Raw genomic sequence first — 24,548 nt, 5'->3', positions numbered from 1 at the left:
GCGCGCCGGCTCAGCGGGTCGCCGAGCCGACCGCGGCCCGGCTTTCCAGGCGCAGCGCGAGCGGCACTTCGGCCGGCTTTTCTCCGGTGCCGCGCATGCGCACCACGCGCTGCATCAGGTCGAACCAGAACGGCGCGCCGAACAGCGCAGTCGACGCGGTGACCAGCCAGCCGCCCACCTGCAGCGCGAAGTCGATGCCCAGCACCGGCGGAAAATGGGTCCAGCCGACCGGCAGGGCGAGCAGGGCCTGCATCGTCGCCGAGTCGAGCTGGGCGGGTGCTTCTTTGAGATGCTCGGCCAGGGCCGGCTGCTGCCACAGGACCCGGAACAGGTGGATGCTGTCGATGTTGAACAGGATCGCCAGCAGCAGCGCCAGCAGCAGCGAGATCAGCAGCTGCTGGCGTTTATACGCGCCCGACATGCGCGCCATCGCATTGTCGAACCAGCCGGCGAGCATGTCCTGGAAGTGCTGCAGGTCGCGCGCGCGCCCGTACAGGCCTTGCAGCGCCTTGCGCAGCTGCGGGTCGGGGATGGCATCGATGGCGCCGGCCAGCTGCAGGAAGTGGCACGGCGTCTTCCACAGGCTGTCGACCAGGGCAATCGCAAAGTGCGCGGGTTCGATGTAGGATGGTCTGGAGGGCAGGTCGTGCTCGTCGCTTGCGCTGCCGAGCGCATGCGGGTTGACCAGCGGATGCGCGTACACCGCGCGCGCCAGGCCGTCGAAGCGCGGGTCGTTCAGCATGCTTTTGATACCTGCCAACAGCGTGTTGGCGCGCAGGCTGAACGCCGCCGCCAACGCTTCCTGCAAGGTGGTGACGATCAGGGCAACCGTGCCATAGCAAAACGTCAGGCCGATCGCGACTTCCAAAACACTGCTGCCGAGCATGATGGGTCTCCTGCGACGCGATGAGGTCTTCTTCAGTCAGTACCTCAATGACCGTAGCGCCACGCCACTACGGATGTGCTGTTTTTGCTCAAGAAATGGCCAGCTGCCTGTGGATTGAGCACATTTTCTATATACTCTAGCCTCTCGAAAATTTTAGGGTTTACCATGTCTGACAAAGAAGACTTCACCGAACACGACTGGCGCCGCTTTTTGACCAGCATCGGCGAAGATCCGAACCGTTCGGGCCTGCATGAGACGCCGGCGCGCGTCGCCAAGGCCTGGAAACACTGGACTTCCGGCTATGACCAGGATCCGGTCGCCATCCTCAAGGCCTTCGAGGATGGCGCCGAGGAATACAACGAGCTGATCGTGGTGCGTGGCATCCCGGTCTACAGCCATTGCGAGCACCACCTGGCACCGTTCTTCGGCAAGGCCACCGTCGGCTATCTGCCGAACGGCAAGATCGTCGGCCTGTCGAAGCTGACCCGCCTGGTCGACGTGTTTTCGAAACGCCTGCAGGTGCAGGAACGCCTGACGGTGCAGATCGCCAACACGCTGATGGAAGTGCTGGAACCGAAGGCGGTCGGCGTGGTCATCAAGTGCCGCCACATGTGCATGGAAAGCCGCGGCATCCGCACTCCCGGCGAAGAAACCATCACTTCCGCCATGCTGGGCGAGCTGCAGCCGAACCTGGCGCTGCGCACCGAATTCCTGGCGCTGGCCCGCGACAGCTGATCTCCGGGGCGGCGCCCGCCGCCCTGTCTTTTCCCTCCCACGGCCTGTCATCGCACGCGCGACATATCGCTGTGTGTGGAATCTTGCGCCCCAAATTCGTGCGTCATGTTACATTGGTATTTACAATACATGCGTTGGACAGGCGCGCTTGAAGGGCCGATAAAGCGGCTCATCAAAGGTTTGCTGCGAACCTGTTCCAGATCCTGCATGTCCAAGTAATTTTGAGGCGATCGACATGGCCAGGCCACAATTCCCAAGCGACGTATCGCGAGAACAGTTCGATTCGGTGCGCGACATGCTGGAGGCGGCGCGCCGCAAGACCCGCCCGCGCAAGCACGATCTGTACGACGTGTTTTGCGCGGTCCTGTACTTTCTTCATTCCGGCAATGCCTGGCGCAGCATGCCGCCCGAATTCCCGCCCTGGCGAACCGTACACGAGTATTTCACCCAATGGACTATGCTGCGCGAGGGGGACCGCACGCTGCTCGAGCAGGCGCTCGACCGGCTCGGCCGTACCGACGAGATCGCGCGATTGCGCCAATTGACGGGACAAAGATAGCAAATGCAAGAAACTCGACTTGGACAACACGGCCCGCAGGTGGCCCGCATCGGCCTGGGCTGCATGGGCATGTCGGACCTGTACGGCCCGGCTGACCGCGACGAAAGCATCGCCACCCTCCATGCCGCCCTCGACGCCGGCATCACGCTGCTCGACACCGGCGATTTCTATGGCATGGGCCACAACGAAATGCTGATCCGTGACGCCCTGCAGGGACGCACCCGCGAGCAGGTGCAGATCAGCGTCAAGTTTGGCGCCCTGCGCGGCCCGGACGGTTCCTGGAGCGGCTACGACTGCCGTCCGGCGGCGGTGCGCAACTTCGTCGCCTACAGCCTGAAACGCCTGGGCACCGACTATATCGACATCTATCGCCCCGCGCGCCTGGATCCGAACGTACCGATCGAAGACACCGTGGGCGCCATCGCCGACCTGGTCAAGGCCGGCTACGTCAAGCACGTCGGCCTGTCCGAAGTCGGCGCCGAAACGCTGCGCCGCGCCAGCGCCGTGCATCCGATCAGCGACCTGCAGATCGAATATTCGGTCATCTCGCGCAGCATCGAAAAAGCGATCTTGCCGACCGCGCGCGAGCTCGGCATCGGCATCACCGCCTACGGCGTGCTGTCGCGCGGGCTGATCAGCGGGCACTGGAGCCGCGAGCGCACCGGCCAGAAGGATTTCCGCAACCTGGCCAGCCCGCGCTTCCAGGGCGAGAACCTGGACGCCAACCTGGCCCTGGTCGAGCGCATGCGCGTGCTCGCGCAGGAGCTCGACGTGACCGTGGCCCAGCTTGCCATCGCCTGGGTGGCGGCGCAGGGCGCGGACATCGTGCCCCTGGTCGGCGCGCGCCGCCGCGACCGCCTGCAGGAAGCGCTGGGCGCGGCCGACCTGCAGTTGCGGCCGGAAGACATCGCGCGTCTGGAAAGCATCGTGCCGCCGGACGCCGCCGCGGGCGAGCGCTACAACGCGGCCCAGATGAATCACCTCGACAGCGAGATGGGCTGAGGACGCCTGACAAAAGCCCGTGGCTGCGTTGCATCGTCTCGCCGTACTCGCGTACAGTCTTCGCCGATGCGCCTTGCCATGTGGGTTTTTTGAGCGAACACAGCCCTTCGCTTCAGCGCGTGTTTAGGAGCGCGCTCAGCAGCTGGTAGAGTGACGCTTTGTCATCGCGCCGTCACCTTGCCATGCTAGATCACCTGAATTTGCTGTGGTTCTCCCTGATTAACGCCGACGCCGGCCTGCAAGGCTGGCGGCTCGCGCTCGGCATCTTCGCGGCCAAATGGCTGATCCTGCTGGTGCCGATCGGCCTGGCCGGCATGTGGATGAACGGGCGTTCCGGCCAGCGCGAAGCGGCGACCAAGGCGCTGGCGGCGACGCTGTTCGCGCTTGGCTTGAACGCCGTGTTCGGCTTGCTGTGGTATCACGCGCGCCCGTTTGCGATCGGCGCCGGTCACGCTTACCTGCAGCACGCGCCGGACAGCTCCTTCCCGAGCGACCACGGCACGATCATGTTCACGGTGGCCCTCGTGCTGGCGTGCAGCCGGACGCCGGCGGCGCGCCGTTTCGGCGTGTCGATGCTGCCGCTGGCGGTGGTGGTGGCCTGGTCACGCATCTTCCTGGGCGTGCACTGGCCGATGGACATGCTGGGCGCCGTCGTCGTGGCGCTGGGCGTGACGCTCCTGTTCCAGAGCGCCGCCGCGACGCGCCGCTGCGATGCGCTGGCGGCGACGCTGGCGATGCTGTACCGCCGCCTGCTGGCCGCGCCGATCGCACGAGGCTGGCTGCGCCCGTAAGCGGCGCCTGCGCGCTGCCCGGTTCGATCAGCTGGACGCCACCGCGCCTTCCGCGCGCTCGAACACCAGCCGTTTCCTGGCGTCCAGATGAAACACGCCGATCGGCTGGGCCTGCACGTCGGCGGCCGGATCGCCCAGCTGCGTACAATTCTGCGTCTCCACCTGCCACATCTCGTCGCCCGAGCGCAGCAGGAAGGTTTCGTCGCCGGTCGAAAACAGTTCGACGTTCAGGTCGGCCAGCGGAGTCTTGCCGAGATCGAACTGGCGCTGGCAATCCGGCATGCGCGAGGCGATCACCTGCAGGCGCACCTGCTTGCTCCAGAAATAATCCTGCGTCACGACGACGGTCAGTGCGTGGTCGTTGCTGTCGATCTGGTAGCTGGCCGATTCGTTGACGCAGCCAGTCAGCAATAACAGCGGGGTCAGCAGGAGCAAAGAAGAGCGCATGGATCCATCCTGGGTTGGCGATGCTCATCTGCACCACTGACGCGAGTATAGAACCCTTCAAAGCCCGGCTGCAACGCCATCCCTTGCCACAACTTCCATTTCCTCATCGTAAGCCTTTGATTTCTTGGAGGAATTGGATTCTTGCGCGCTCCGCGTTTTTTTGATTTCGGCGATCATGAAATGACGAATATGAGTTCGGCATCGCCTACCGTGCCCGGCAGCAGTCCGTAGCACGGCAGGCGATGTCTTTGTTGTCATTTATCCGGAGCCCGCACGCCATGCCACAAGACGAACAGATCCTGACCGACCGGCCCGCCGCCAGCGCGGCGCCGCCAGCCTCCGCACCCTATGTACCGCCCCAGCCGGTCACCTTGCGCATCAACGGCGCCGAGCACCAGCTGACGATCGAACCGCGCGTGACCCTGCTGGACGCCCTGCGCGAAGTCGTGCACCTGACCGGCACCAAGAAAGGCTGCGACCGCGGCCAGTGCGGCGCCTGCACCGTCATCGTCGACGGCCAGCGGGTCAACTCGTGCCTGACCCTGGCGATCATGCACGAGGGCCGCGAGATCACCACGGTCGAGGGCCTGGGCAGCCAGGAACAGCCGCACCCGATGCAGCAAGCCTTCATGGACTGCGACGGCTTCCAGTGCGGCTACTGCACGCCGGGCCAGGTGTGCTCGGCGGTCGCGCTGCTCGACGAGGTCAAGCAGAAGCAGGCCAGCTCGCTGACCGATACCGACCAGCTCGAACCCGGCGCCCTGACCGAAGACGAGATCCGCGAGCGCATGAGCGGCAACATCTGCCGCTGCGGCGCCTATCCCAACATCGTCAAGGCGATCCACAGCGTCGTCTTGCGCGACGCGCGCACATAAGGAGCCGCCCGCATGCAATCGATCTCTTACGACCGCGCCACCGACGTACGCCAGGCCATTGACCTGGCGCAGCAGCCGGGCGCCAAATTCATCGGCGGCGGCACCAACCTGCTCGACCTGTACAAGAGCGGCATCGAAAAGCCGATCCACCTGGTCGACATCAACCGCCTGCCGCTGGCCGACATCACCGAGCTGCCGGACGGCGGCCTGCGCATCGGCGCGATGGCGACCAACACCGCCGTCGCGACCCACCCGCTGGTGCGCGAGCGCTACCGCATGCTGTCCGAGGCGATCCTGAACGGCGCCACGACCCAGCTGCGCAACATGGCGACCACCGGCGGCAACCTGCTGCAGCGCACGCGCTGCTACTACTTCACCGATCCGACTTTCGCCCGCTGCAACAAGCGCAATCCGGGATCGGGCTGCGACGCCATCGACGGTTTCAACCGCATCCACGCGATCCTGGGCGCGAGCGACCAGTGCATCGCGACCCACCCGTCGGACATGGCCGTGGCGCTGGCCGCGCTGGACGCCATCGTCCACCTGCAAGGGCCGAACGGCGAGCGCCAGGTGCCGATGCAGGACTTCCACCGCCTGCCCGAAGACCACCCCGAGATCGACACCGTGATCCAGCCGGGCGAACTGATCACCGCGGTGGCGCTGCCGGCGCCGACGTTCTCGCAGCATTCGCACTATCTCAAAGTGCGCGACCGCGCCAGCTACGCGTTCGCGCTGGTGTCGGTGGCGGCCGCCATCGACCTCGATGGCGATACCGTGCGCGACGTGCGCATCGTGCTGGGCGGCGTCGCCCACAAACCGTGGCGCGCACAGGAAGCCGAAGACGCCCTGCGCGGGCAGACGCTGTCCGACGAGGCCCTCGCGCGCGCGGGCGCGGCCGCGGTGGCCGGCGCCAAGGACTACGGACACAATGGATTCAAGATCGAACTGGCGCAGCGCGCGGTGATCCGCGCACTGCAAACCGCAGGAGGACTGGCATGAACGCGATCGGCGCACCCCTCAACCGAACCGACGCCTGGGCCAAGGTCAGCGGCGCAGCAAAGTACACGGCCGAGCACCAGGTCGAAGGCCTGACCCACGCCGTGCTGGTTACCAGCACCGTCCCGAGCGGCCGCGTGCTGCGCATCGACGACACGGACGCCAAACAGGTGCCCGGCCTGCTGCTGGTGATGACCCCCCAGAACGTCATGCGCCTGCCCAAGGAGAACAAGGACGGCAAGATCCAGCCGCCGGTCGGGCGCCGCCTGACGCTGCTGCAGGAAGACGACGTCTATTACAACAACCAGCCGATCGCCGTGGTCGTGGCCGACACCCTCGAGCACGCGCGCGAGGCGGCTGCACGCCTGCGCGTGGAGTACGAGCACAAGGAAGCGGTGCTCGACTTCGAGCAGGCCAAGGAAAAGCTGGAAGTGCCCGAGAAGGTGCTGACCGAGTCGACCGACACCCGGCGCGGCGACATCGTCGACGGCTTCCTGGCCGGCAGCGTGCGCCTCGACCACACCTACACCACGCCGATCGAGAACCACAACCCGATCGAGACCCACGCCACTATCGCCGAATGGAGCGACAACGGGGGCGGCGACAAGCTGACGATCTACGAGTCGACCCAGTACATGAAGGGCGTGCAGCGCATCAATGCGGCGATCTTCGGCATCCCGCCCGAGAACGTCACCGCGATCTGCCCGTACACCGGCGGCGGCTTCGGCTCCAAAGGTTCGCTGTGGTCGCATTCTCCGCTGACCGCGATGGCGGCCAAGATGCTGGGCCGTCCGGTCAAGCTGTCGCTCGACCGCAACCAGATGTTCGGCCCGGTCGGCCAGCGTCCGAACACCGAGCAGCGCTTCCGCCTGGCGGCCAGGCAGGACGGCCAGCTGACGGCGTCGGCGCACAACACCATCGCCTACACCTCGGTGCTGGAAAAATGGATCGAACCCTGCGGCATCATGACGCGCATGATGTACGAGAGCCCGAACCAGGAGACCACGCACCGCCTGGCCAAGCTGAACCGCGGCACGCCGACCTTCATGCGCGCGCCGGGCGAGGCGTCCGGCTCGTTCGCGCTCGAGTCGGCGATGGACGAACTGGCCTACGAGCTGGGCATGGATCCGCTCGAACTGCGCCTGAAGAACTACACCGAGCGCGACCCGGGCAAGGACTTGCCGTGGTCGAGCAAATCGCTACGCCAGTGCTACGAGATCGGCGCCGAGCGCTTCGGCTGGAAGGACCGTAACCCGCAGCCGCGCTCGATGAAGCGCGGGAACAAGCTGGTCGGCTGGGGCATGGCTACCGCGACCTACCCGACCAACCGTTCGGCCGGCGAGTGCTCGGCGTGCTTGCAACCCGACGGCAGCGCGCTGTTCCGCTCCGCCACCCAGGACCTCGGCACGGGCACCTACACCGTCATGACGCAGATCGCCGCGGATTCGATCGGCCTGCCGGTCGAGCGCGTGCGCTTTGAACTGGGCAATTCGCAGCTGCCGGAGTCGCCGGTGTCGGGCGGCTCGACCACCGTGGCCAGCGTCGGTCCGGCGGTGCAGGCGGCCGGCCATGCGCTGCGTTTGAAGCTGGTCGGGATCGCGGTCGCGCATGAGGCCTCGCCCTTGTTCGGCGCAACCGCCGACCAGGTCGGCTTCGAGCAGGGCGAGATCTATTTGCTGGCCGACGCCGGCAAACGCGAATCGATGGCGGCGATCGCGGCGCGCCACGGCGCCCCGGTCGAGGCGACCGCCAAGGCCGAGCCGGGCGACGAGAACAAGAAGTATTCGATGCATTCGTTCGGCGCGATCTTCGTCGAGGTGACGGTCGACGAGGACCTGGGCGAGATCCGCGTGCCGCGCGCGGTCGGCGTGTACGGCGTCGGCAAGCTGATGAACGAGAAGACCGGCTACAGCCAGCTGATGGGTGGGGTGGTCTGGGGCATCGGCCTGGCGCTGCTGGAAGAGACGATGATCGATCCGCGCAACGGCCGTGCGGTGAACGGCAACCTGGCCGAGTACCACGTGCCGGTGAACGCCGACATTCAGGAGATCGACGTGCAGATCGTCGACGAGGACGACCCGCACGTCAACCCGCTCGGCGCCAAGGGCATCGGCGAGATCGGCATCGTGGGTGTCGGCGCGGCGATCGCGAATGCGGTGTATCACGCGACCGGCAAGCGGGTGCGGGACTTGCCGGTGACGCTCGACAAGGTACTGTAAGCCCCCGCAGGCGTTAAAAAAAGCCGGGTCCGTGTTGGCGGATCCGGCTTTTTTACGTGATTCATAAACGGTTTAGCGGGTTTATTTGACCTCTTTGGCCTGAGCGACCTTCTCTTCGCCGGCGCCTGCCTTGCCTTCCTTGCCCTCGCCGTGCCCGGCGCCGTGGGTATTCTCCCAGCCGCCCCCCAGCGCCAGGAACAGCTGCACCTGGTCCGCCGCCAGCTGCGCGTCCGACGACGCCAGCACGCTCTCGGCGCTGGCCAGCGTGCGCTCGGCGTCCAGCTGCGACAGGAAATCGGTGCGGCCGAAGCGGTACAGCTTGTCCGTCTGCCGTACGGCCAGCGCGCTCTGGTCGCGCGCCGCGCGCAGCGAAGCGTTGCGGTCGAGCTCACGCGCATAGATCGTCAATGCGCTTTCGGTCTCGCGCAGGGCATTGAGCACCACCGAGTCGAAGTGCGCCAGCGAGCCTTTGGTACCGGCCTCGGCTTGGGCGATGTGCGAACGGGCCGAGCTGAGCGACGGCAGGCTCCAGCTGATCAGCGGGCCGAGGCTGAACTTGAAGGTGTTCGAGTCCATCCATTGATTGGCCAGGCCGACCATGCCGACCGAGCCGCCGAGGTTGATGTTCGGGTACAGCTCGCCCGTGGCCACGCCGATGCGGGCCGTGGCGCCGGCGAGCTGGCGCTCGGCCTGGCGGATGTCGGGACGGCGGCGCAGCAAGGCCTTGCCGTCGCCGACCGGGATCGCGGCCTTGACGCGCGGCGGGGTGGCGCATTGCGCGACCTCGGCCGGGAACTTGCTCGGCACTTCGCCGGTGAGCACGGCCAGGCGGTACAGCGCGGTGCGGCGGCGCGCCTCCAGCGGCGGCAGGTTGGCTTTCAATTGCTCGACCTGGGCCTGCGCGCGGCTGTTGTCGATCGCGATGCCGCGGCCGCGCTGCACGCGCTCCAGGGTCAGCTTGGCGAACTGCTGCTGCAAATCGACCGACTGCTGCGCCACCTTCAGCTGGTAGCCGGCCGAGCAGGCTTCCGCGTAGGCGCGCGTGGTGTCGGCCGCGACCATCACGTGGGTCAGGTCGGCGGCGGCTTGCGTGGCTTCGACGTCGGCTTCCGACGCTTCGATGGCGCGCCGCACCCGGCCGAACAGGTCGAGCGTGTAGCCGATCCGGATGTCGGCGTCGTAGATGCCGGTGGTCGGCAGCTGTTCCGGGATGCCGATCGAGGAACCGGCGATACGCCCGTACTGCGGCGCCGCGCTCATCTCGATTTCCGGATGCTTTCTCTCTTCGACTTCTTCCAGCACGCCGTGCGCGCGTTCCAGGTTGGCCTCGGCCACGCGCAGGTCGGCGTTGTTGGCGAAGGCTTTCGCGATCAGCTTGTCGAGCAGCGGGTCCTGGTACAAATGCCACCAGTCGGCCGGCAGCGGATCGGATTTGTAGGGCGTCTCGGCCGCGCCCATGAACGGGGCGTTGGCGTCGGGCCGCTCCACCACGGCTTCCTTCGGCACGTGGTAGTCGGGGCCGACCGTCGTGCAGGCGGCCAGCGCGGCCGCGAGCAGCGTGAGCGGCAGGGCTTTGTTGGCGATGGAGCGGAAACGGGTCATCATGAAGGTCTCAATGTGCGGCGGTATGAACGGTTGACGGTGCGGCGGCGCCGGCTGCGGCCGGCGTCGTGGCGGCGGTCGCAGCCACGGTCGAAGTTGCAGGCGCCGGCGTCACCGCGGCGGGAGCGGCGGGCGCCACGGCCGGCTGCGCAGCCTTGGCGGGCGCCGCAGCCGGCGTGCCTGGAGCGGCCGGTGCTGGGGCCGCCTGCGCGGTTTGCGTCGCCGGCAGCACCTTGACGGTCGCGGTCTGGCCGGCCACCAGGCGCACGCCGGCCGGCACCGTGTCGATCGCGATGCGCACCGGGATGCGCTGGGCCAGGCGCACCCAGTTGAAGGTCGGGTTCACGTTCGGCAGCATGTTCTGGCCGGTGGAGCGGTCGCGGTCGGCGATGCCTTCGGCGAAGCTCTCGACGTGGCCGCGGAACGGCGTGCGCGTGCCCATCAGCGTGACGTCGACCTTGTCGCCCAGCTCGATGCCGGGCAGCTTGGTCTCCTCGAAATAGCCTTCGACGTAGAACGAATGGCTGTCGACCACGGCCATCACCGGGTGCGCGGCGGTCGCGTACGCGCCCACGCGCAGGTCGAGGTTGGTGACGGTACCGTCCACCGCGGAGGCCACGTGCGTGCGCTCGAGGTTCAGCTTGGCGGTGTCGAGGTTGACTTGCGCCTGGGCCAGCGTGGCGCGCGCCTGGTCGGTGCGGGTCTGGCCCTGTTCGCGCGTCTCCTGCGAGACCAGGTCGTCCAGCTCGGTGTTACGCCGGTTCTCGCGGCCGGCCTGGGCCAGCGCCGCCTGCGCCGCGACCACTTGCGCCTCGGCCTGGCGCAGCGCCAGCTCGAAGCGCGCGCGGTCGATCTCGAACAGCGGCTGGCCGGCCTTGACCTGCTGGTTGTCGTGCACGTAGACCTGGGTCACCAGGCCGGTCACGTCGGGCGCGACCTGCACCACGTAAGCCTTGATGCGGCCGTCGCGGGTCCAGGGCTCGACTTCGTAGTGGCGCCACATCTGCACGCCGGCATAGACCGCGGCGGCGGTTGCCAGCAAGGTGATGCCGATCCGGCCAGTCGTCGCAAAAATAGTTTTCAGTGCCATGTCAGGACCAGTTACGAGTAAAAAACGTGAGTGCGCCCAGCACGATCACGAACAGGGAAAAATCGAACAACGCCGGGTGCCACACCAGGCGGTAAAAGCCGGTCCATCCCAGGACCAGGTTGAGCAGCCTCGACACCACCAGCGCCGCCAGCGTGAGCAGCAGGAGCGGAGGAACGAAGAGGCCGTAGATGCTGACTTCGCCGATCATCGGATCTCCTTTATCTAAACGTTGGATACAACAGCGGGCTCATAGGCCGGCGCTTTCGGGAACAGGTCGAGGCGCAGGCCGGCCAGCGCCGCCAGCGCCTCGGCGCGCGGCGCATCGTCGCCGCGCTCGTGCCTACAGACGGCGCGCAGCGCGTCGTCGACGCTCACCAGCAGGCCTGCTGCGCACTCGGTGTCGACCTGCGGACGCAGATTGAAATAGCGCGCCAGCTGCTTCATCAGCGGGGCGATCGTGACGTCGGCGTGACCGAGGCGCGCACGCACGTCCTGCAGCAGCGTCATGTTCAGGCCGATGCGCAGGTCGCGCAGCGCGTCGACCGCCTGCAGGTCTTCGGCGTTCGCCTGCGCCGTCGCCGCGGCCAGGCGTGGCGCCAGCAGCCCGACGCGGTCGACCATGCGCGCCGAGAACGCCGGCAGCGTGGTGCGCTCGCCGTTGCCCAGGCGCGCCAGTTCGCGCCAGCCGGCCTTGAGCAGGCGGCGGGCGGTCCAGCCGGCGCCGACGCTGCGCAGGATGCCGGTGAACACGGCGGCCGCGACCAGGCCGGCGATCTGCGGCAGCATGCCATTGATGAACGAGACCATGTCGGCCGTGTCGGTGTCCATCAGCGCCAGCGTCCCGACCACGCCGAACAGGAAGGGGAAGGCGCGTCCGAAGGTGCTCGGGCGCGCCACGAACACGCCCAGCACCAGGAAGGTCGGCGCGCACAGCAGCACCAGCGTCTCGAAATTGTGCGCGGCAGGCAGCAGCACCAGCAGGTACAGCGCCGAGGCCGGGATCGAGTAGATGGTGTACTCGAGGAAGCCCTTGATGAACGGAACCGGGTTGTCCTGGGTCGAGAAGAAGCAGCACAGCACCGCGGCCATCATCGGCGCGGCGGCGCCGGCCGGCCAGCCGCTCAGGATCCAGAATGCGCAGCACGACAGCGTCGCAATCACGGCGGCGAACGCCGACAGCAGCGCCATGCCGCGGTCCTGGTGCAGCACGCTGGGCGGCACGGTCGGCAGCTGGCGCAGCTCGGGCGGCAGGCGGCCGTGCACGCCGGCGTCGATGCGATGGCGCAGCGCGCGCGTCTCGACGCAGATGTCGACCAGGCGGCGCAGGCGCGCGGCCAGGTTCAGCTCGATCAGGCCGGCCCAGCGCAGCGCGTGGACCAGCGGCGGCGCCAGTTCGTCGATGCGCGCATGCAGGCGCTCGCCCGCGCGCGCGAGGTCGGTTTCCTTGGGCGTCTCGACCAGCGCCACCACGTCGTCCAGCAGCGCGCGCCAGTGGTCGGTCACCTCCGTCGCGCCGAGCTCGCGCAGCGCGCCCAGGCGGTCCTCGATGCCCGACACAACCGGCACGAACATCGCCAGGCGTTCCTGCAGCGCGTTGACGGCCTGCGAAGTCCAGCGCACGCGCGAGGTGTCGAACGGCAGGTGGGTGCTCATCAGGCGCAGGTCGGTGATGTCGGTGGCCAGCTTGCGGCGATCGCCTACGCTGCGTGCGTCGCCGGCCGGATTGAGCGCGTCGCGGATCCAGCGGTGCGCATCGTCGACCGCCTTGTCCAGGCGCGCCAGCAGCACCGGGCCGAACGACTGCGGCAGCACCAGGCTGTGGACCACGGTGGCGCAGGTCATGCCGAGCACGATCTCTTCCACGCGCGCCAGCGCGATGTCGAAGATGGCGCCCGGGTTGTTCACGGCAGGGAAGCCGATCAGGCCGGCGGTGTACCCGGCCAGCATCAGCATGTAGGAACGCGGGGTGCGGTCGAGCAGCGAGAAGTACAGGCAGCCGGCGATCCACAGCGCCAGCGCGAGCGACAGCAGCTCGGGCGCGTCGACCAGGCGCGGCACCAGGACCACCACCGCGGTGGCGCCCAGGATGGTGCCGCCGGCGCGGTACAGGCCTTTGGAACGGGTCGGGCCGGCGAACGGTTGGGCGACGATGTAGGCGGTCATCATCGCCCAGAACGGGCGCGGCAGTCCGATGCGCAGGGAGATATACACCGAGAGCATCGCTGCCGCGAAAGATTTGACGGAGAACAGCATCTCCGCACGGGTTGCGAACTTCATGCCTGCTTGCGCTCTGCGCCCAGGTCTGCAGTGATGTTGGCGATGACGTTGGGCAGGCCGGACAGCACGCGCAGACAGGCCTCGACGTCGGCCTCGGCAAAGTCGCCGAACAGCTTGCGGCGGAACGGACGCAGCGCCTGTTCCATCCGCGCGGCGGTCTTCTGGCCGTCGTCGGTCAGGTGCAGGATCTTGGCGCGGCGGTCCTGCGGATCTTCGTGGCGCACCACCAGGCCGTTGCCGATCAGCTGGTCGACGATGCGCACCAGCGACGACGGCTCCAGGCTCAGCATCTCGGCCAGCACGCCCGGACGCACGCCTTCATCGCCGAAGCGGTTGATGATCAGCACGGGCAGGCCGGTCGCCTGCGACAGGCCGAAGTCGGCGGCGACCTTGTCGGCGGCGGCGCGGTAGGCGCGCGAGGCGTAGGTCAGGGCGGCGGTCAGGCTGCTCAGGGTCTGGTCGGGAAGAGGCATGGGCTCGGATGCGTCCGTAAATACTTCGTTTGGCTAATGTTTGCAGACGAAAGTTTAGCATGCGAAGTATTTTCCTTCAAGCGAGCGTACAAAGCGATGTCACGGTAGGGATATCGAACGGCGGCTTGCGGGCCAGCAGCCCAGGCTACACCGCCCCCGCAATGCGCCCTAAATCGCGCGGCGCCAGGAATTCCTCGGCGACGCCATGCTGGCGCAGCGCCTCGATCGTCGCGTAGCCCCAGTGCACGGCGCCGAAGGCGACGCCGGCCTTGTTGGCGGCGTCGGCATCGGTGCCCTGGTCGCCGATGTAGATCGCGTCCGACGGCATCACGCCCTGGGCGCGCAGCACGGCGCGGATGCGGCTGGCCTTGCCGAAGATCGACATGCCGCACTCGAAACAGCAGACCAGGCCGGTCAGCTCCGGCCCGAGCACGGTGCGCACGTTGTGCTCGGCGTTCGACGACACCACCGCCAGGCGCACGCCCTGCGCCGCGAGCTGGCGCAAGGTCTCGGGCACGCCGTCGAACAACGGGATCGTCGCCGCGTGCTCGCGCATCATGTTGGTGAAGGTCTTCGAGGCCAGTGGCAATTTCCAGGCCGGCATGCCGACATGGGCCATCATCCGGCGCACGCTGTAGTGGCGAAACTGCTCGGCGCGGCTGGTGTCGATGCGGCGGAAACCATGGCGGTCGGCGATCGTGTTGAACACCGAGAGGAAGAAGGGCAGGGAGTCGGCCAGGGTCCCGTCGAAGTCGAAGATGGCGAGTCGGTAGCGCATGCGGTTGGTAAAGTGTGACGGCGGCGTGGTCTTGCTGCCATCATCGCACATCGTCCGCGTGCGCCCGCGCGCGCGACGCGAGTGCGTGCGCGCGTGAGCCCGGTCGTCGATGGGTCAGCCGTCGATCGCCTTGCGCGCCACCGCCGAATCGTCCGAGAACAAGCCGTCGATGCCGGTCTCGAGATAGCGGCGGATCTCGGCGACCGAGCCCGCCTCGTTGCGCGCGTTGGGGCCGGCATCGTTGCGGAAGTCGGCCGCCAGGAAGGCGTTCTCGGGGCGGAAGGTCCAGACGTGCACCAGCAGGCCGGCCTTGTGCGCGTCCGCCACCAGCGAGGTCGGCGCGGCCAGGCGCTCGTCCGGACCGAGCGGGATCACGGCGCGCGTGATCGGAGCGACCACGTCGGCATACGAGGCGATCTGGCGCAGGCCGCGCGGCGACACCATCTCGCCGAAGGTCAGCGTGCCGCCCGCGGCCGCGACGTCGGCCGGGCGCACCGCGTCGTACCTGCCGCCCGCGATGACGAGTTGCATCAGGCGCACGTTGGCCGGCTTGCCCAGCGTCTTGCGCAAGGCTTTCAGGTTGGCGACCTCGAACGACTGAATCTCGACCGGCGCGCGCCGGGTGTACTCGTGCGCTTTCAGGATCGACACGAAGCGGTCCTCGAGCGGCAGGCCGTTGGCGGCGAACCAGGTCGAATGCTTCAGCTCGGGGATGATGCCGATCGTGCGCCCGCGGGCGCTCGACTCGGCGGCGACGAAGTCGATGATCTCCTCAAAAGAGAGGATCTGGAACTGGCCGTCGTAGGCCGTGCCGCGCATCTTGGGCAGGCGCTCGACGGCGCGCAAGGTCTTCAGTTCGGCAAACGTGAAGTCGGAGACGAACCAGCCATCATGCGCTTCGCCATCGATGACCTTGCGGTTGCGCCGGCTGGCGAACTCGGGACGGGTGGCGACGTCGGTCGTGTCCGTGATCGCGTTCTCGTGGCGCGCCACCAGCACGCCGTCGCGCGTGGCCACCAGGTCCGGTTCGACGTAATCGGCGCCGTCGGCGATGGCTTTCGCATACGCGCCGAGCGTGTGTTCGGGCCGCAGCGCGCTGGCGCCGCGGTGCGCGAACAGGGTCGGTTTGCTGGACGGGTCGAGGCGCAGGCTGGCGCCTTGCGCACGGCCCAGGCCGGGCAGCAGCCCGAGCGCCGCGCCGGCGGCCACGCCTTTCAGCAGGCGGCGGCGCATGACGCTGTCGGGAAGAATCAGTCCAGACATCAAATATCTCCCTTGATGGTGATGAAGCCCATGCGCGGCGGGATCGGATACGTCGCGTAGCTGCCGCTCGGCTGGCCGACCACCGGCTGCAGCGGACCTTCGCGGTTCAGCAGGTTCGTCACGCTCAGGGTCCAGCGCAGGTTCTTCACCCACCCTAGCGACAACGGTACTTTACCCGAGACCGTGGCGCCCATCAGGAAGTAGCCCGGCACGTCGAGGTCGTTGGTGTAGGTCGCGTAGCGCTTGCCGACGTAGTCGCCGGACAGCTGGGCCTCGATGTCGGCGCTCGTGCCCAGCTTGGCGGTGGCGACGAACTTGTTCATCCACTCGGGCGTGTTCGGCACGGTCTTGCCGGCGGTCGGCACCAGGGTCGTGCCCGAGGTGTAGCTGTCCTGGTACTTGGAACGGTTGTACGAGACCGCATCGTAGAACGAGAAGGCGCGGCCGAAGTGCAGCGTGCCGGCCAGGTCGACGCCGTCGGTTTTCACGTCGCCGACGTTCGACAGGATGGTCGTGCCGCCCACGAACGAGGTGATGATCGGGTTCGAGCTGACGGCCAGCTGGCGGTCGTGGAAGTCGACGTGGTAGACGGCGACCTGGCCGTCGAAGGCGGTCAACGGGCCGGCGTTCAGGTTGCGCGAATCGCGCAGGCCGAGCTCGTACGTCGTCGAGGTCTCGGGCTTGGCGTTGGCCTTGATGTAGTCGAACGAAGCCTGCGACGACACGCTCCACGGCGAATTGCCGCCGCCGCCGTAGGTCATGAACTGGCGCATGTTCTTCTGGATGTTGGCGAACAGCTGGTCTTGCGGGGACAGGTCCCAGCGCGCGCCGATCTGCGGCAGGAACCATTTTCTGGTGTCGATCTTCCCTTGCGGCAGACCGGTCGAACCGCCGCCGATCGCCGCCGGCAGCTCGTTGACCGGGAAGGTGCCTTCCGCAAACTGCAGGCTGGATTTGAAACCGCCCTGCAGCGTGAAGTCCGGACGGAGCTTGAACTCGTCCTGCAGGTGCAGCTGCACGACCTTGTTGTCGATGTGGCTGCCGTACTGCGTGATCAATGGGTTGCTCGGGCGCTGGTACGGCGTGCTCGGGTTGTTGACGTCGAAGGCGTACCAGCGGCGGTAGGCGTCCGACTTATTGTGCTCGAACCACAGGCCGGCCTCGACGCGGTGCGCGCCCAGGTCCCAGCGCAGCGTCGAGATCCAGCCCTGGCGGTCGATCTCGTACTCGGTGGTCCGGGTCGCATAGCCCGAGCCGCCGAACACGGTTTTCAGGTCCTGGTTGGGGAAGTAGACCTTGAACAGCGCCGGCAGGCCGGCCTGGTTGATCGGGCCGGCCACCACGCCGACGCCGTCGTTGTGGTGGAAGTAGTACTGGTTGCTCCAGGTCGCGTCCGGGTTCAGGTACAGGTCGTACTTGACGTAGGCCAGCTTGTCGGTGCGCTGCGCGTCGCTGTAGTAGTTGCGGAAGTTGGCGCCCACGGCGGCGGGCGGCGCGCCGTTCTTGTCGAGGTAGGCCAGCGCGCCTGCGAAATCCGGGTACAGGAAGGGACGCGTGTAAGGCGAATTCAAACCGGCCTGGTGCAGCGAGGAGTCTTCGTTCGGCTCGGTCTTGTCGGACCAGTCGGCGTAGACGGTCAGCTTGCCGGCGTCGCCATCGTGCACGAATTTGGCGTTGACCTGGTCGTTGCTCTGGCGGCCGTTGAAATCCCAGGCCTTGGCTTCGTGATGCAGGCCCGAGATATAAAAGGCGTTGCCGTTGCCCAGATCGCCGGAATCGAAGCGCAGGAAGGTGCGCGTCGCGCTGTGGCTGCCCAGGGTCTCCTGCGCGTTGAAGTTACGGCTTTGCAGCGGGTCGCTCGAATAGGTCTCGATGGTGCCGCCCAGGTTGTTGGTCGACGGCGTGCCGAGTTCGCCGGCGCCGGTCGACAGCACCACGCTGCGCACGTTCTCGCTGGTGAGCGCACGCTGCGGCGCCAGGCCGTTGTAGTTGCCGTAGCTCTGGTCGCCGAGCGGTACGCCATCCATCGTGAAGCCGAGCTGCTGGGCGTTAAAACCGTGCACGAACAGCGACAGGTTCTGCTCGTTGTTGCCCCACGGGTCGGCGGTCTGGAAGCTCACGCCCGGCAGCGTCTGCAGCGCCTTGAGCGGGTTCACGCCCGGCAGCACCTTCTGGATTTCGGCGCCCGAGATGGCGACCGAGGAGCGCGTCTTGCGGGTCGAGATCTCGACCGTGGCGATGGCGCCGGCGGGGGTGGTGTCCTGCACGGCCGGCGCGGTTGCCGTTTCATCGTTGGCGGCGGCCGGCGTGGCGTCGTCCGGTGCGGCGTGGGCCAGCGAAGCGCACATCAGCGCGGCGGCGAAGGCGATCAGGGAAGGGCGGAGTGCGGCAGCGTGCGTCGTCGGTTTCATCGGTCAGCTAAGGACTGGGCAGTTAAAAGTGCCCGCAGATTAGCTTGATCAAATGACCAGCCTGTTACTTGACCATGACGGTTTGATGACGGATCGGCTGACTGCCTTGCTAGCAATGCGCAAAATGTGACGAGATGTAAAGGGCGGGCCTATACAAGTCAGCTCGGCTAAGATGGCGGCGCTCAGCCATGTAGACAACTTGCTTATGAAAGATACAGGAGCGCTTGGACCGAACGCAACGGTCTCGCGACAATTTGGTTTGATCAATCTGCTGAAAGCCGGCGCGGCCCAGCTGATCGTCCTGCATCATCTGGCCTTCTACGGTCCGATGATGGATTACGCACGTCCGCTGATGCCGTCGCTGGTCGACTGGCTCGACGAATACGGCCGCATCGCCGTGCAGGTGTTCCTGGTCATCGGCGGCTTCCTGGCGGCCAAATCGCTGTCGCCGCAGGGCCGTCCCGGCATCGATCAACCGATCGGCACGATCTGGCGGCGCTACATCAAGCTGGCCCCCCCTTTCATCGTGGCGATGCTGCTGGCGATGATCGCGTCCGAAGTCGCGCGCCACTGGATGGACCACGAGTCGATCTCCGCGCCCGCCAATCCCTCCCAGTTCGCCGCCCACGTCCTGCTGCTGCACGGTGTGCTCGGCTATGAATCGCTGTCGGCCGGCGCCTGGTACGTCGCCATCGACTTCCAGCTGTATGCGCTGCTGACCCTGCTGCTGTGGGCCTGCGGCCGCATCGCCGATGCGCGCCGCTGGCCGTGGCTGACGCCGGCCGTGATCGGCGTGGCGATGAGCATCTCGCTGTTCTACTTCAACCGCGACGCCGATTTCGACAACTGGGGCGCCTATTTCTTTGGCAGCTACGGCCTGGGCGTGCTGGCCTGGTGGGCCAGCGACCCGAAGCGTCATCCGCATGGCGTGACCGCCTTGCTGCTGATGATGCTGGCGCCGGCCGTGCTCGCGCTGGCGATCGACTTCCGCATCCGCATCGCCGTGGCCCTGGTCGTGGCCTGCGTGCTGTTCCTGTTCGGCCGCACCCGCCTGGCGTCGTGCTCGAGCCACGGCTGGACCGTTGTCAACTACCTGGCCAAGATTTCGTATTCCGTCTTCCTGGTTCACTTCCCGGTGTGCCTGGTCGTGAACGCGGCGTTCACGCGCTTCGTGCCGGAGCAGGCGAACCTGCAGGCGCTGGGCGCGGTGACGGCCTGGCTGGCCAGCCTGGCGGCCGGCGCGGCGTTCTGCCGCTGGGTGGAAGCGCCGTTGGGCCAGATGCTGGCCGGGTTCACCAAAGCGAAAGCGCCGGTCGTGCGCGCGCCCGCGCGGTTGCAGGTGCGCTCGCCCGCGCGTGTGCCTGCGAAGGCGGTGCGGCAGCACTGATTCGATGGGTTCTGCGCGGCTGCCCGGTTATTGCAGGCGGACCGCGGTGTCGACGATCCAGGTGCGGCGGATCTCGATCACGTCGTACTGGTGCGCCAGCGCGGGCGGGAAGGGCCCGTAGGGCGCCTGGCTGGCGACGATGCTGCGGACCGCCTCGTCGATGGCCGGCACCCCGCTCGACGTCACGAACGTGATCTTTTCGATCGACCCATCGGCGCGCACCGCCACCGTCACGACCGGCGGCGTGTGCGGCTGCTTGAGCACGGTGTTGTGCGTGGCGTCGAGCAGCGTGTTCATCTCGATCTTCCTGCCCATCGCTTCCGCATAGGCGACGATGTCGACATTCGGGTCGACGCGGCCGAACAGCCAGCCGCGGCGCTGGCTGCTTTGGGTGGGCAACAGGGAGCGGGATGGATCGGCTTCCTGTTTCATTTGCTGGGCGATGGCGCGCAGGCGTTCTTCGTGGTCGGCGTCGTCCTTGGCTTTTTGGCGTTGTTGGGCGTCTTTTTGGGCTTGGGCCTGGCGCGCCTGTTCTTGCCGATCTGCTTCCAGCTTCGCTTGACGAGCTTGCTCCTGGCGCTGGGCTTCGAGCTGTGCCTGATGAGCCTGCTCTTGACGCTGCGCTTCGAGCTGGGCTTGGCGTACCTGGTCCTGCCGCGCCTGTTCCTGCGCCTGCGCTTGCCGGGCTGTTTCCTGGCGAGCGGATTCTTGTCGCGCGGCTTCCTGGCGCGCGGCGGCGAGGCGCTCCTGCTCTTTGCGCGCGGCGTCGAGGCGCGCCGCTTCCGCCAGTCGCGCCTGTTCTTGACGCGCTGCGTCCTGTCGTTGCGCTTCCTGACGCGCCAGCTCGACACGCTCGGCGTCCTTGCGTGCGCTCTCGCGCGCCTGTTGCTCGGCCTGCAAGGCTGCCTGGCGGCGCTGCGCATCGCGGGCGGCGTCGAGTTGCGCTTGTTTTTCCTGAGACTGCTTTTCCTGCGCCAGACGAGCGGCTTCCTGGCGGGCGGCTTCTACCCGTGCCGCTTCGGCGCGGGCGGCGTCGGTCTTTTCCGCAGCTGCCCTCTCTGCCGCCACCCTGTCTGCTGCCATCTTGTCCTGCGCCGCTTTTTCCTGGGCCTGGCGAGCTGCATCCTGGCGGGCCTGCTCTTCCTGCCTCGCCTGCGCCTGGCGCTGTGCTTCCAGCCGCAGATTGTCCTGGCGGGCGAGTTCCTGGCGTTCGGCTTCCTGCTGGGCTGCCTCTTGCGCCTGCCGCTCGACGCGCTCGGCTTCCTGCTTCAGTTGTTCTTGCCGGGCAGCTTCGCGTTGTGCGGCTTGTGCCGCTTGTTTCGCCTGCTCGGCCTCCGCCACGCGGAAGGTATCGGTCCGCTCGGTTTCAGCGCGGATGACGTCCGGATGTGTTTCGTCGCCCTGGGCAATCTTTTCGGACGCTTGTGGCGGCGCAGGGCGATCAGCCTGCCGGGGAAGTGGTGGTGGCGTGGGAATGGGTTGCGGCGCTGCCTGCTCCGCCACCGCTTTCACGTCGGGCTGGCGTGACGCCGTTTTTGAGGCCGGCTTTTTCGCCTTTTTGGTCTTGCCATGGCTTTGACGCGGCTTTGCCGCAGGTGCCGGTGCCGCCGGCATGCCTCGCTGCGTTGCGCGAGGAGATGAGGACGGCATCGATAGGACGGGATGCGTGACCTCGGGCGTTTGCGGAGCGGCGGGCATCGTGCCGGGCGCGTCCGTCGATGCCGACGCTTTCGGCGATGCTGGCCGAGGCGCCAGCACGATTTGCAGATCACTGGCCTCCTGGCGCTTGTCTTTCCAGGGAAAGGAAAACGTAGGCAGTCCGAATTTCTGGCCACCCAGCGCCACGCTCAACAGCAACGCGTGTGCCAAGAGCGACAGCGTGACCGCTGTGCTCATCCGCCTGGGATCGCGTTGGGTGAAAAGCGCAATTCTCAAATGAGTCTCTTTTTCTGGCTGCTGATTAAGTTGCTCATTCTTATCATACCTGAGCGCAACCACGACCCTCGATTCAATACACTGGCGGTTGCCAATAAAAAAACCAGCCCGGAGGCTGGTTTTTTAGGCAGTGACAACGACGCCAATCAAACGTCGATATTCCCCGCCTGCAGCGCATTCGTCTCAATGAAATTACGACGCGGCTCGACCTCATCCCCCATCAGCGTCGTAAAGATCTGATCCGCCGCAATCGCATCCTCGATCTGCACCCTCAACAGTCGACGCACGGTCGGATCCATCGTCGTTTCCCACAGCTGCTCGGGATTCATCTCGCCCAGACCTTTATAGCGCTGCTTGGACACGCCGCGTTCCGCCTCGTCGCGCAGCCATTCCATCGCCTGCTGGAAGTCGCGCACGGCGAATTCCTTCATCTTGTCGCCTTCGCCGCGGCGGATGAGGGCGCCTTTGCCCATCAGGCCCTGGAAGGTCGCGGCCGAGTCTTCCAGTGTCTTGTAGTCGGCGCCGGCGACGAAGTCGGCGTCGATCGACGTCACTTGCACGTTGCCGTAGTGGATGCGTTCGATGCGCAGGCTGTGCTTGTCCGACAGCTCGTCGGAACGCACGCCGACCTTTACGCTCGGGTCGTGGATCGCGTCCGCCAGCGCCTGGGCCGCTTGCTCGGCGGATGCCTGGGTCGACAGGTCCAGCTTGACGCCGGTCATGATGGCCGACAGGGCGGCGCGGTCGATCACGCGCGTCAGGCGCATCATGATCGCGTTGGCCTTGTTGTACTTGTCGACCAGGTCGCCCAGCGCGCCGTCGGTGATCGGCTCGGCGCCATCCTGCGGTACCAGCGCGGCGTTATTCAGGGCGAAGCGCATCATGTAGCTCGCTTCTTCGACATCGTCCTTGAGGTAGCGCTCGTCGCGGCCCGCCTTGACCTTGTACAGCGGCGGCTGGGCGATGTAGATGTGGCCGCGCTCGACCAGCTGCGGCATCTGGCGGTAGAACAGCGTCAGCAGCAGGGTGCGGATGTGGGCGCCGTCGACGTCCGCGTCGGTCATGATGATGATGCGGTGGTAGCGCAGCTTGTCGACGTTGAACTCGTCCGGGCCGATCGAGGTGCCGAGCGTCGCGATCAGGGTCGTGATCTGCTCCGACGACAGCATCTTCTCGAAGCGCGCCTTTTCCACGTTCAGTACCTTGCCGCGCAGCGGCAGGATCGCCTGGAACTTGCGGTCGCGGCCCTGCTTGGCGGAGCCGCCTGCCGAGTCACCCTCGACGATGTACAGCTCGGCCAGCGCCGGGTCGCGTTCCTGGCAGTCGGCCAGCTTCGAGGACAGGCCCAGGCCGTCCATCACGCCCTTGCGGCGGGTCAGGTCGCGCGCCTTGCGGGCAGCCTCGCGCGCGCGCGCGGCTTCGACGATCTTGCCGCAGATGATCTTGGCGTCGTTTGGCTTCTCCATCAGGAAGTCCGTGAGCGTTTTCGCCACGATTTCCTCGACCGGACCGCGCACTTCCGACGACACGAGCTTGTCCTTGGTCTGCGACGAGAACTTCGGCTCCGGCACTTTAACCGACAGCACGCAGGTCAAGCCTTCGCGCATGTCGTCGCCCGAGATCTCGACTTTCGCCTTCTTGGCGAAATCGTTCTCGTCAATGTATTTGTTGATCACGCGCGTCATCGCCGCACGCAGGCCGGTCAGGTGAGTACCGCCGTCGCGCTGCGGGATGTTATTGGTGAAGCACAGCACCTGCTCGTTGTAGGCGTCGTTCCACTGCATCGACACGTCGACCGAGATATTCGTGTTGTTGTCCGACATGCGATCGCCGGTTGCCTGGAATACGGTCGGGTGCAGGACGGTTTTGGCCTTGTTGATGTATTCGACGAAGCCGCGGGTGCCGCCTTCGAATGCGAAGATTTCTTCCTTGCCGGTGCGCTGGTCGGTCAGCTTGATGTTGACGCCGTTATTCAGGAACGACAGTTCGCGAATACGCTTGCTCAGGATTTCGTAGTGAAATTCGACGTGCGTAAAAATCTGTTCGTCGGCCCAGAAATGCACTTCGGTGCCGCGCTTGTCGGTTTCGCCGATGACTTTGATGGGCGAAACTTCGAAGCCGTCGCGGATTTCGATTTCGCGGTTCAGCGGGACGCCACGCTCGAAGTCCATCTGGTGCACCTTGCCGTTCTGGCGTACGGTCACGCGCAGCAGTTTCGACAGTGCGTTCACGCAGGATACGCCGACGCCGTGCAGGCCGCCCGACACCTTATAGGCGTTCTGGTTGAATTTGCCGCCGGCGTGCAGTTCGGTCAGGGCGATCTCGGTCGCCGAGCGCTTCGGCTCGTGCTTGTCGTCCATCTTGACGCCGGTAGGGATGCCGCGCCCGTTATCGGTGACCGAGACCGAATTGTCGGAGTGGATCGTGACGTGGATTTCGGTGCAAAAGCCAGCCAGGGCCTCGTCGATCGAGTTATCCAGCACCTCGAACACCAGGTGATGCAGGCCGGTGCCGTCCGAGGTATCGCCGATGTACATGCCCGGACGCTTGCGTACGGCCTCCAGGCCTTCCAGGATCTGAATCGACGATGCGCCGTACTCTTCCGCCTTGGCGGCAGAGGATTCCAATACTGCTTGAGTGTTCTCGGACATGACTGCTTTCTCAAATAACGTGTAAATCGGACGGCCGCTCAGTGCTGCATACGTGCTGTACGCGTGCTGCGCTCAGCGCCGTCGGTCGACTGTGGTAGGATGAATCATCACCCTTTCCACAGCCACTGCCGCCCTCGAAAGAGCGGGCGGCAACAAACGTATATGTGGGCG

19 protein-coding genes and 1 pseudogene are annotated in these 24,548 nt (G+C 66.4%); 8 read left to right on the top strand and 12 right to left on the bottom strand.

The genetic code is table 11. The features are described 5' to 3' along the window. Nucleotides 1-10: 10 nt before the first annotated feature. Nucleotides 11-886, bottom strand: a complete 876-nt coding sequence (locus FA90_RS17760) for a hypothetical protein (protein WP_197065323.1) — start codon at nt 884-886, stop codon at nt 11-13. A gap of 165 nt (nt 887-1,051) precedes the next feature. Between FA90_RS17760 and folE the strand changes: the two genes are divergently transcribed. The 4 genes and pseudogenes from folE (at nt 1,052) to FA90_RS17740 (ending at nt 3,973) form a co-directional block, all read left to right on the top strand. Further along, nucleotides 1,052-1,621, top strand: coding sequence for a GTP cyclohydrolase I FolE (gene folE / locus FA90_RS17755; RefSeq protein WP_036170955.1), 570 nt, complete (start codon nt 1,052-1,054; stop codon nt 1,619-1,621). Nucleotides 1,622-1,856: 235 nt separating this feature from the next. Next, a pseudogene (locus tag FA90_RS17750) lies at nt 1,857-2,132 on the top strand (transposase); the annotation flags it as partial. Nucleotides 2,133-2,183: 51 nt separating this feature from the next. Beyond that, a complete protein-coding gene (locus FA90_RS17745) occupies nt 2,184-3,182 on the top strand; it encodes an aldo/keto reductase (RefSeq protein WP_036170949.1) in 999 nt (332 codons plus the stop codon). Nucleotides 3,183-3,364: 182 nt separating this feature from the next. Continuing rightward, on the top strand, nt 3,365-3,973 hold the full coding sequence (locus FA90_RS17740; RefSeq protein WP_036170947.1) for a phosphatase PAP2 family protein: 609 nt from the start codon (nt 3,365-3,367) through the stop codon (nt 3,971-3,973). Nucleotides 3,974-4,000: 27 nt separating this feature from the next. Here the strand turns inward: FA90_RS17740 and FA90_RS17735 are convergent, their stop codons facing one another. Beyond that, on the bottom strand, nt 4,001-4,420 hold the full coding sequence (locus tag FA90_RS17735; protein ID WP_036170944.1) for a hypothetical protein: 420 nt from the start codon (nt 4,418-4,420) through the stop codon (nt 4,001-4,003). A 278-nt stretch (nt 4,421-4,698) separates the two neighbouring features. On the opposite strand from FA90_RS17735, the gene FA90_RS17730 reads away from it, so the two are divergent. Genes FA90_RS17730 through FA90_RS17720 form a run of 3 tightly spaced genes read left to right on the top strand, consistent with a single transcriptional unit; the run spans nt 4,699 to nt 8,510 of the window. Continuing rightward, nucleotides 4,699-5,295 (top strand): 2Fe-2S iron-sulfur cluster-binding protein, encoded by a 597-nt coding sequence (locus FA90_RS17730; protein WP_051971894.1) that lies wholly within the window; start codon nt 4,699-4,701, stop codon nt 5,293-5,295. 12 nt (nt 5,296-5,307) lie between these two features. After that, nucleotides 5,308-6,294 (top strand): xanthine dehydrogenase family protein subunit M, encoded by a 987-nt coding sequence (locus FA90_RS17725; RefSeq protein ID WP_036170941.1) that lies wholly within the window; start codon nt 5,308-5,310, stop codon nt 6,292-6,294. Further along, a complete protein-coding gene (locus FA90_RS17720; RefSeq protein ID WP_036170939.1) occupies nt 6,291-8,510 on the top strand; it encodes a xanthine dehydrogenase family protein molybdopterin-binding subunit in 2,220 nt (739 codons plus the stop codon). The genes FA90_RS17725 and FA90_RS17720 overlap by 4 nt, the downstream gene beginning before the upstream one ends. Nucleotides 8,511-8,591: 81 nt before the next feature. Here FA90_RS17720 and FA90_RS17715 read toward each other — a convergent pair whose 3' ends face one another. The 8 genes from FA90_RS17715 to FA90_RS17680 form a co-directional block, all read right to left on the bottom strand. Further along, nucleotides 8,592-10,115, bottom strand: coding sequence for an efflux transporter outer membrane subunit (locus FA90_RS17715; RefSeq protein WP_081933915.1), 1,524 nt, complete (start codon nt 10,113-10,115; stop codon nt 8,592-8,594). Between the two features lie 7 nt (nt 10,116-10,122). Further along, complete coding sequence (locus tag FA90_RS17710) at nt 10,123-11,202, bottom strand: HlyD family secretion protein (RefSeq protein WP_081933914.1); 1,080 nt, start codon at nt 11,200-11,202, stop codon at nt 10,123-10,125. A 1-nt stretch (nt 11,203) separates the two neighbouring features. Then, a complete protein-coding gene (locus FA90_RS17705; RefSeq protein ID WP_036170936.1) occupies nt 11,204-11,410 on the bottom strand; it encodes a DUF1656 domain-containing protein in 207 nt (68 codons plus the stop codon). A gap of 14 nt (nt 11,411-11,424) precedes the next feature. After that, the gene (locus FA90_RS17700; protein ID WP_036170933.1) at nt 11,425-13,479 is read right to left on the bottom strand and encodes an FUSC family protein; all 2,055 of its coding nucleotides are present in this window, start codon (nt 13,477-13,479) and stop codon (nt 11,425-11,427) included. Continuing rightward, a complete protein-coding gene (locus FA90_RS17695; protein ID WP_036170930.1) occupies nt 13,476-13,952 on the bottom strand; it encodes a MarR family winged helix-turn-helix transcriptional regulator in 477 nt (158 codons plus the stop codon). Before FA90_RS17695 ends, FA90_RS17700 begins: the two co-directional genes overlap by 4 nt. A gap of 145 nt (nt 13,953-14,097) precedes the next feature. Further along, complete coding sequence (locus FA90_RS17690) at nt 14,098-14,730, bottom strand: HAD hydrolase-like protein (protein ID WP_036170927.1); 633 nt, start codon at nt 14,728-14,730, stop codon at nt 14,098-14,100. Between the two features lie 114 nt (nt 14,731-14,844). Then, entirely contained in the window at nt 14,845-15,993 is a 1,149-nt protein-coding gene (locus tag FA90_RS17685) for a glycerophosphodiester phosphodiesterase (protein ID WP_036170923.1), read from the bottom strand. Continuing rightward, on the bottom strand, nt 15,993-18,404 hold the full coding sequence (locus tag FA90_RS17680) for a TonB-dependent receptor (protein ID WP_036170920.1): 2,412 nt from the start codon (nt 18,402-18,404) through the stop codon (nt 15,993-15,995). Before FA90_RS17680 ends, FA90_RS17685 begins: the two co-directional genes overlap by 1 nt. A 205-nt stretch (nt 18,405-18,609) precedes the next feature. Here FA90_RS17680 and FA90_RS17675 point away from each other — a divergent pair, with 205 nt between their 5' ends. Further along, nucleotides 18,610-19,791: an acyltransferase gene (locus tag FA90_RS17675; protein WP_081933913.1), complete on the top strand. Its 1,182-nt coding sequence runs from the start codon at nt 18,610-18,612 to the stop codon at nt 19,789-19,791. Nucleotides 19,792-19,818: 27 nt separating this feature from the next. Here FA90_RS17675 and FA90_RS25850 read toward each other — a convergent pair whose 3' ends face one another. Continuing rightward, nucleotides 19,819-21,726 carry a TonB C-terminal domain-containing protein gene (locus FA90_RS25850; protein ID WP_156116760.1) on the bottom strand — a complete coding sequence of 636 codons (1,908 nt, stop codon included), beginning with the start codon at nt 21,724-21,726 and terminating at the stop codon, nt 19,819-19,821. Between the two features lie 146 nt (nt 21,727-21,872). Further along, nucleotides 21,873-24,377: a DNA topoisomerase (ATP-hydrolyzing) subunit B gene (gene gyrB / locus FA90_RS17665; RefSeq protein WP_036170914.1), complete on the bottom strand. Its 2,505-nt coding sequence runs from the start codon at nt 24,375-24,377 to the stop codon at nt 21,873-21,875. Between the last annotated feature and the right edge of the window lie 171 nt (nt 24,378-24,548).

Source organism: Massilia sp. 9096, assembly GCF_000745265.1.
In the GTDB taxonomy this organism is placed as follows: Bacteria; Pseudomonadota; Gammaproteobacteria; order Burkholderiales; family Burkholderiaceae_D; genus Telluria.
The sequence above is the reverse complement of the archived record's forward strand: the minus strand, read 5'-3'. Positions and strand labels throughout refer to the sequence as shown.

Coding starts and splice junctions, on each gene's coding strand:
- FA90_RS17760 (WP_197065323.1), bottom strand. CDS start 886: ATGCTCGGCAGCAGTGTTTTGGAAGTCGCGATCGGCCTGACGTTTTGC.
- folE (WP_036170955.1), top strand. CDS start 1,052: ATGTCTGACAAAGAAGACTTCACCGAACACGACTGGCGCCGCTTTTTG.
- FA90_RS17745 (WP_036170949.1), top strand. CDS start 2,184: ATGCAAGAAACTCGACTTGGACAACACGGCCCGCAGGTGGCCCGCATC.
- FA90_RS17740 (WP_036170947.1), top strand. CDS start 3,365: ATGCTAGATCACCTGAATTTGCTGTGGTTCTCCCTGATTAACGCCGAC.
- FA90_RS17735 (WP_036170944.1), bottom strand. CDS start 4,420: ATGCGCTCTTCTTTGCTCCTGCTGACCCCGCTGTTATTGCTGACTGGC.
- FA90_RS17730 (WP_051971894.1), top strand. CDS start 4,699: ATGCCACAAGACGAACAGATCCTGACCGACCGGCCCGCCGCCAGCGCG.
- FA90_RS17725 (WP_036170941.1), top strand. CDS start 5,308: ATGCAATCGATCTCTTACGACCGCGCCACCGACGTACGCCAGGCCATT.
- FA90_RS17720 (WP_036170939.1), top strand. CDS start 6,291: ATGAACGCGATCGGCGCACCCCTCAACCGAACCGACGCCTGGGCCAAG.
- FA90_RS17715 (WP_081933915.1), bottom strand. CDS start 10,115: ATGATGACCCGTTTCCGCTCCATCGCCAACAAAGCCCTGCCGCTCACG.
- FA90_RS17710 (WP_081933914.1), bottom strand. CDS start 11,202: ATGGCACTGAAAACTATTTTTGCGACGACTGGCCGGATCGGCATCACC.
- FA90_RS17705 (WP_036170936.1), bottom strand. CDS start 11,410: ATGATCGGCGAAGTCAGCATCTACGGCCTCTTCGTTCCTCCGCTCCTG.
- FA90_RS17700 (WP_036170933.1), bottom strand. CDS start 13,479: ATGAAGTTCGCAACCCGTGCGGAGATGCTGTTCTCCGTCAAATCTTTC.
- FA90_RS17695 (WP_036170930.1), bottom strand. CDS start 13,952: ATGCCTCTTCCCGACCAGACCCTGAGCAGCCTGACCGCCGCCCTGACC.
- FA90_RS17690 (WP_036170927.1), bottom strand. CDS start 14,730: ATGCGCTACCGACTCGCCATCTTCGACTTCGACGGGACCCTGGCCGAC.
- FA90_RS17685 (WP_036170923.1), bottom strand. CDS start 15,993: ATGTCTGGACTGATTCTTCCCGACAGCGTCATGCGCCGCCGCCTGCTG.
- FA90_RS17680 (WP_036170920.1), bottom strand. CDS start 18,404: ATGAAACCGACGACGCACGCTGCCGCACTCCGCCCTTCCCTGATCGCC.
- FA90_RS17675 (WP_081933913.1), top strand. CDS start 18,610: ATGAAAGATACAGGAGCGCTTGGACCGAACGCAACGGTCTCGCGACAA.
- gyrB (WP_036170914.1), bottom strand. CDS start 24,377: ATGTCCGAGAACACTCAAGCAGTATTGGAATCCTCTGCCGCCAAGGCG.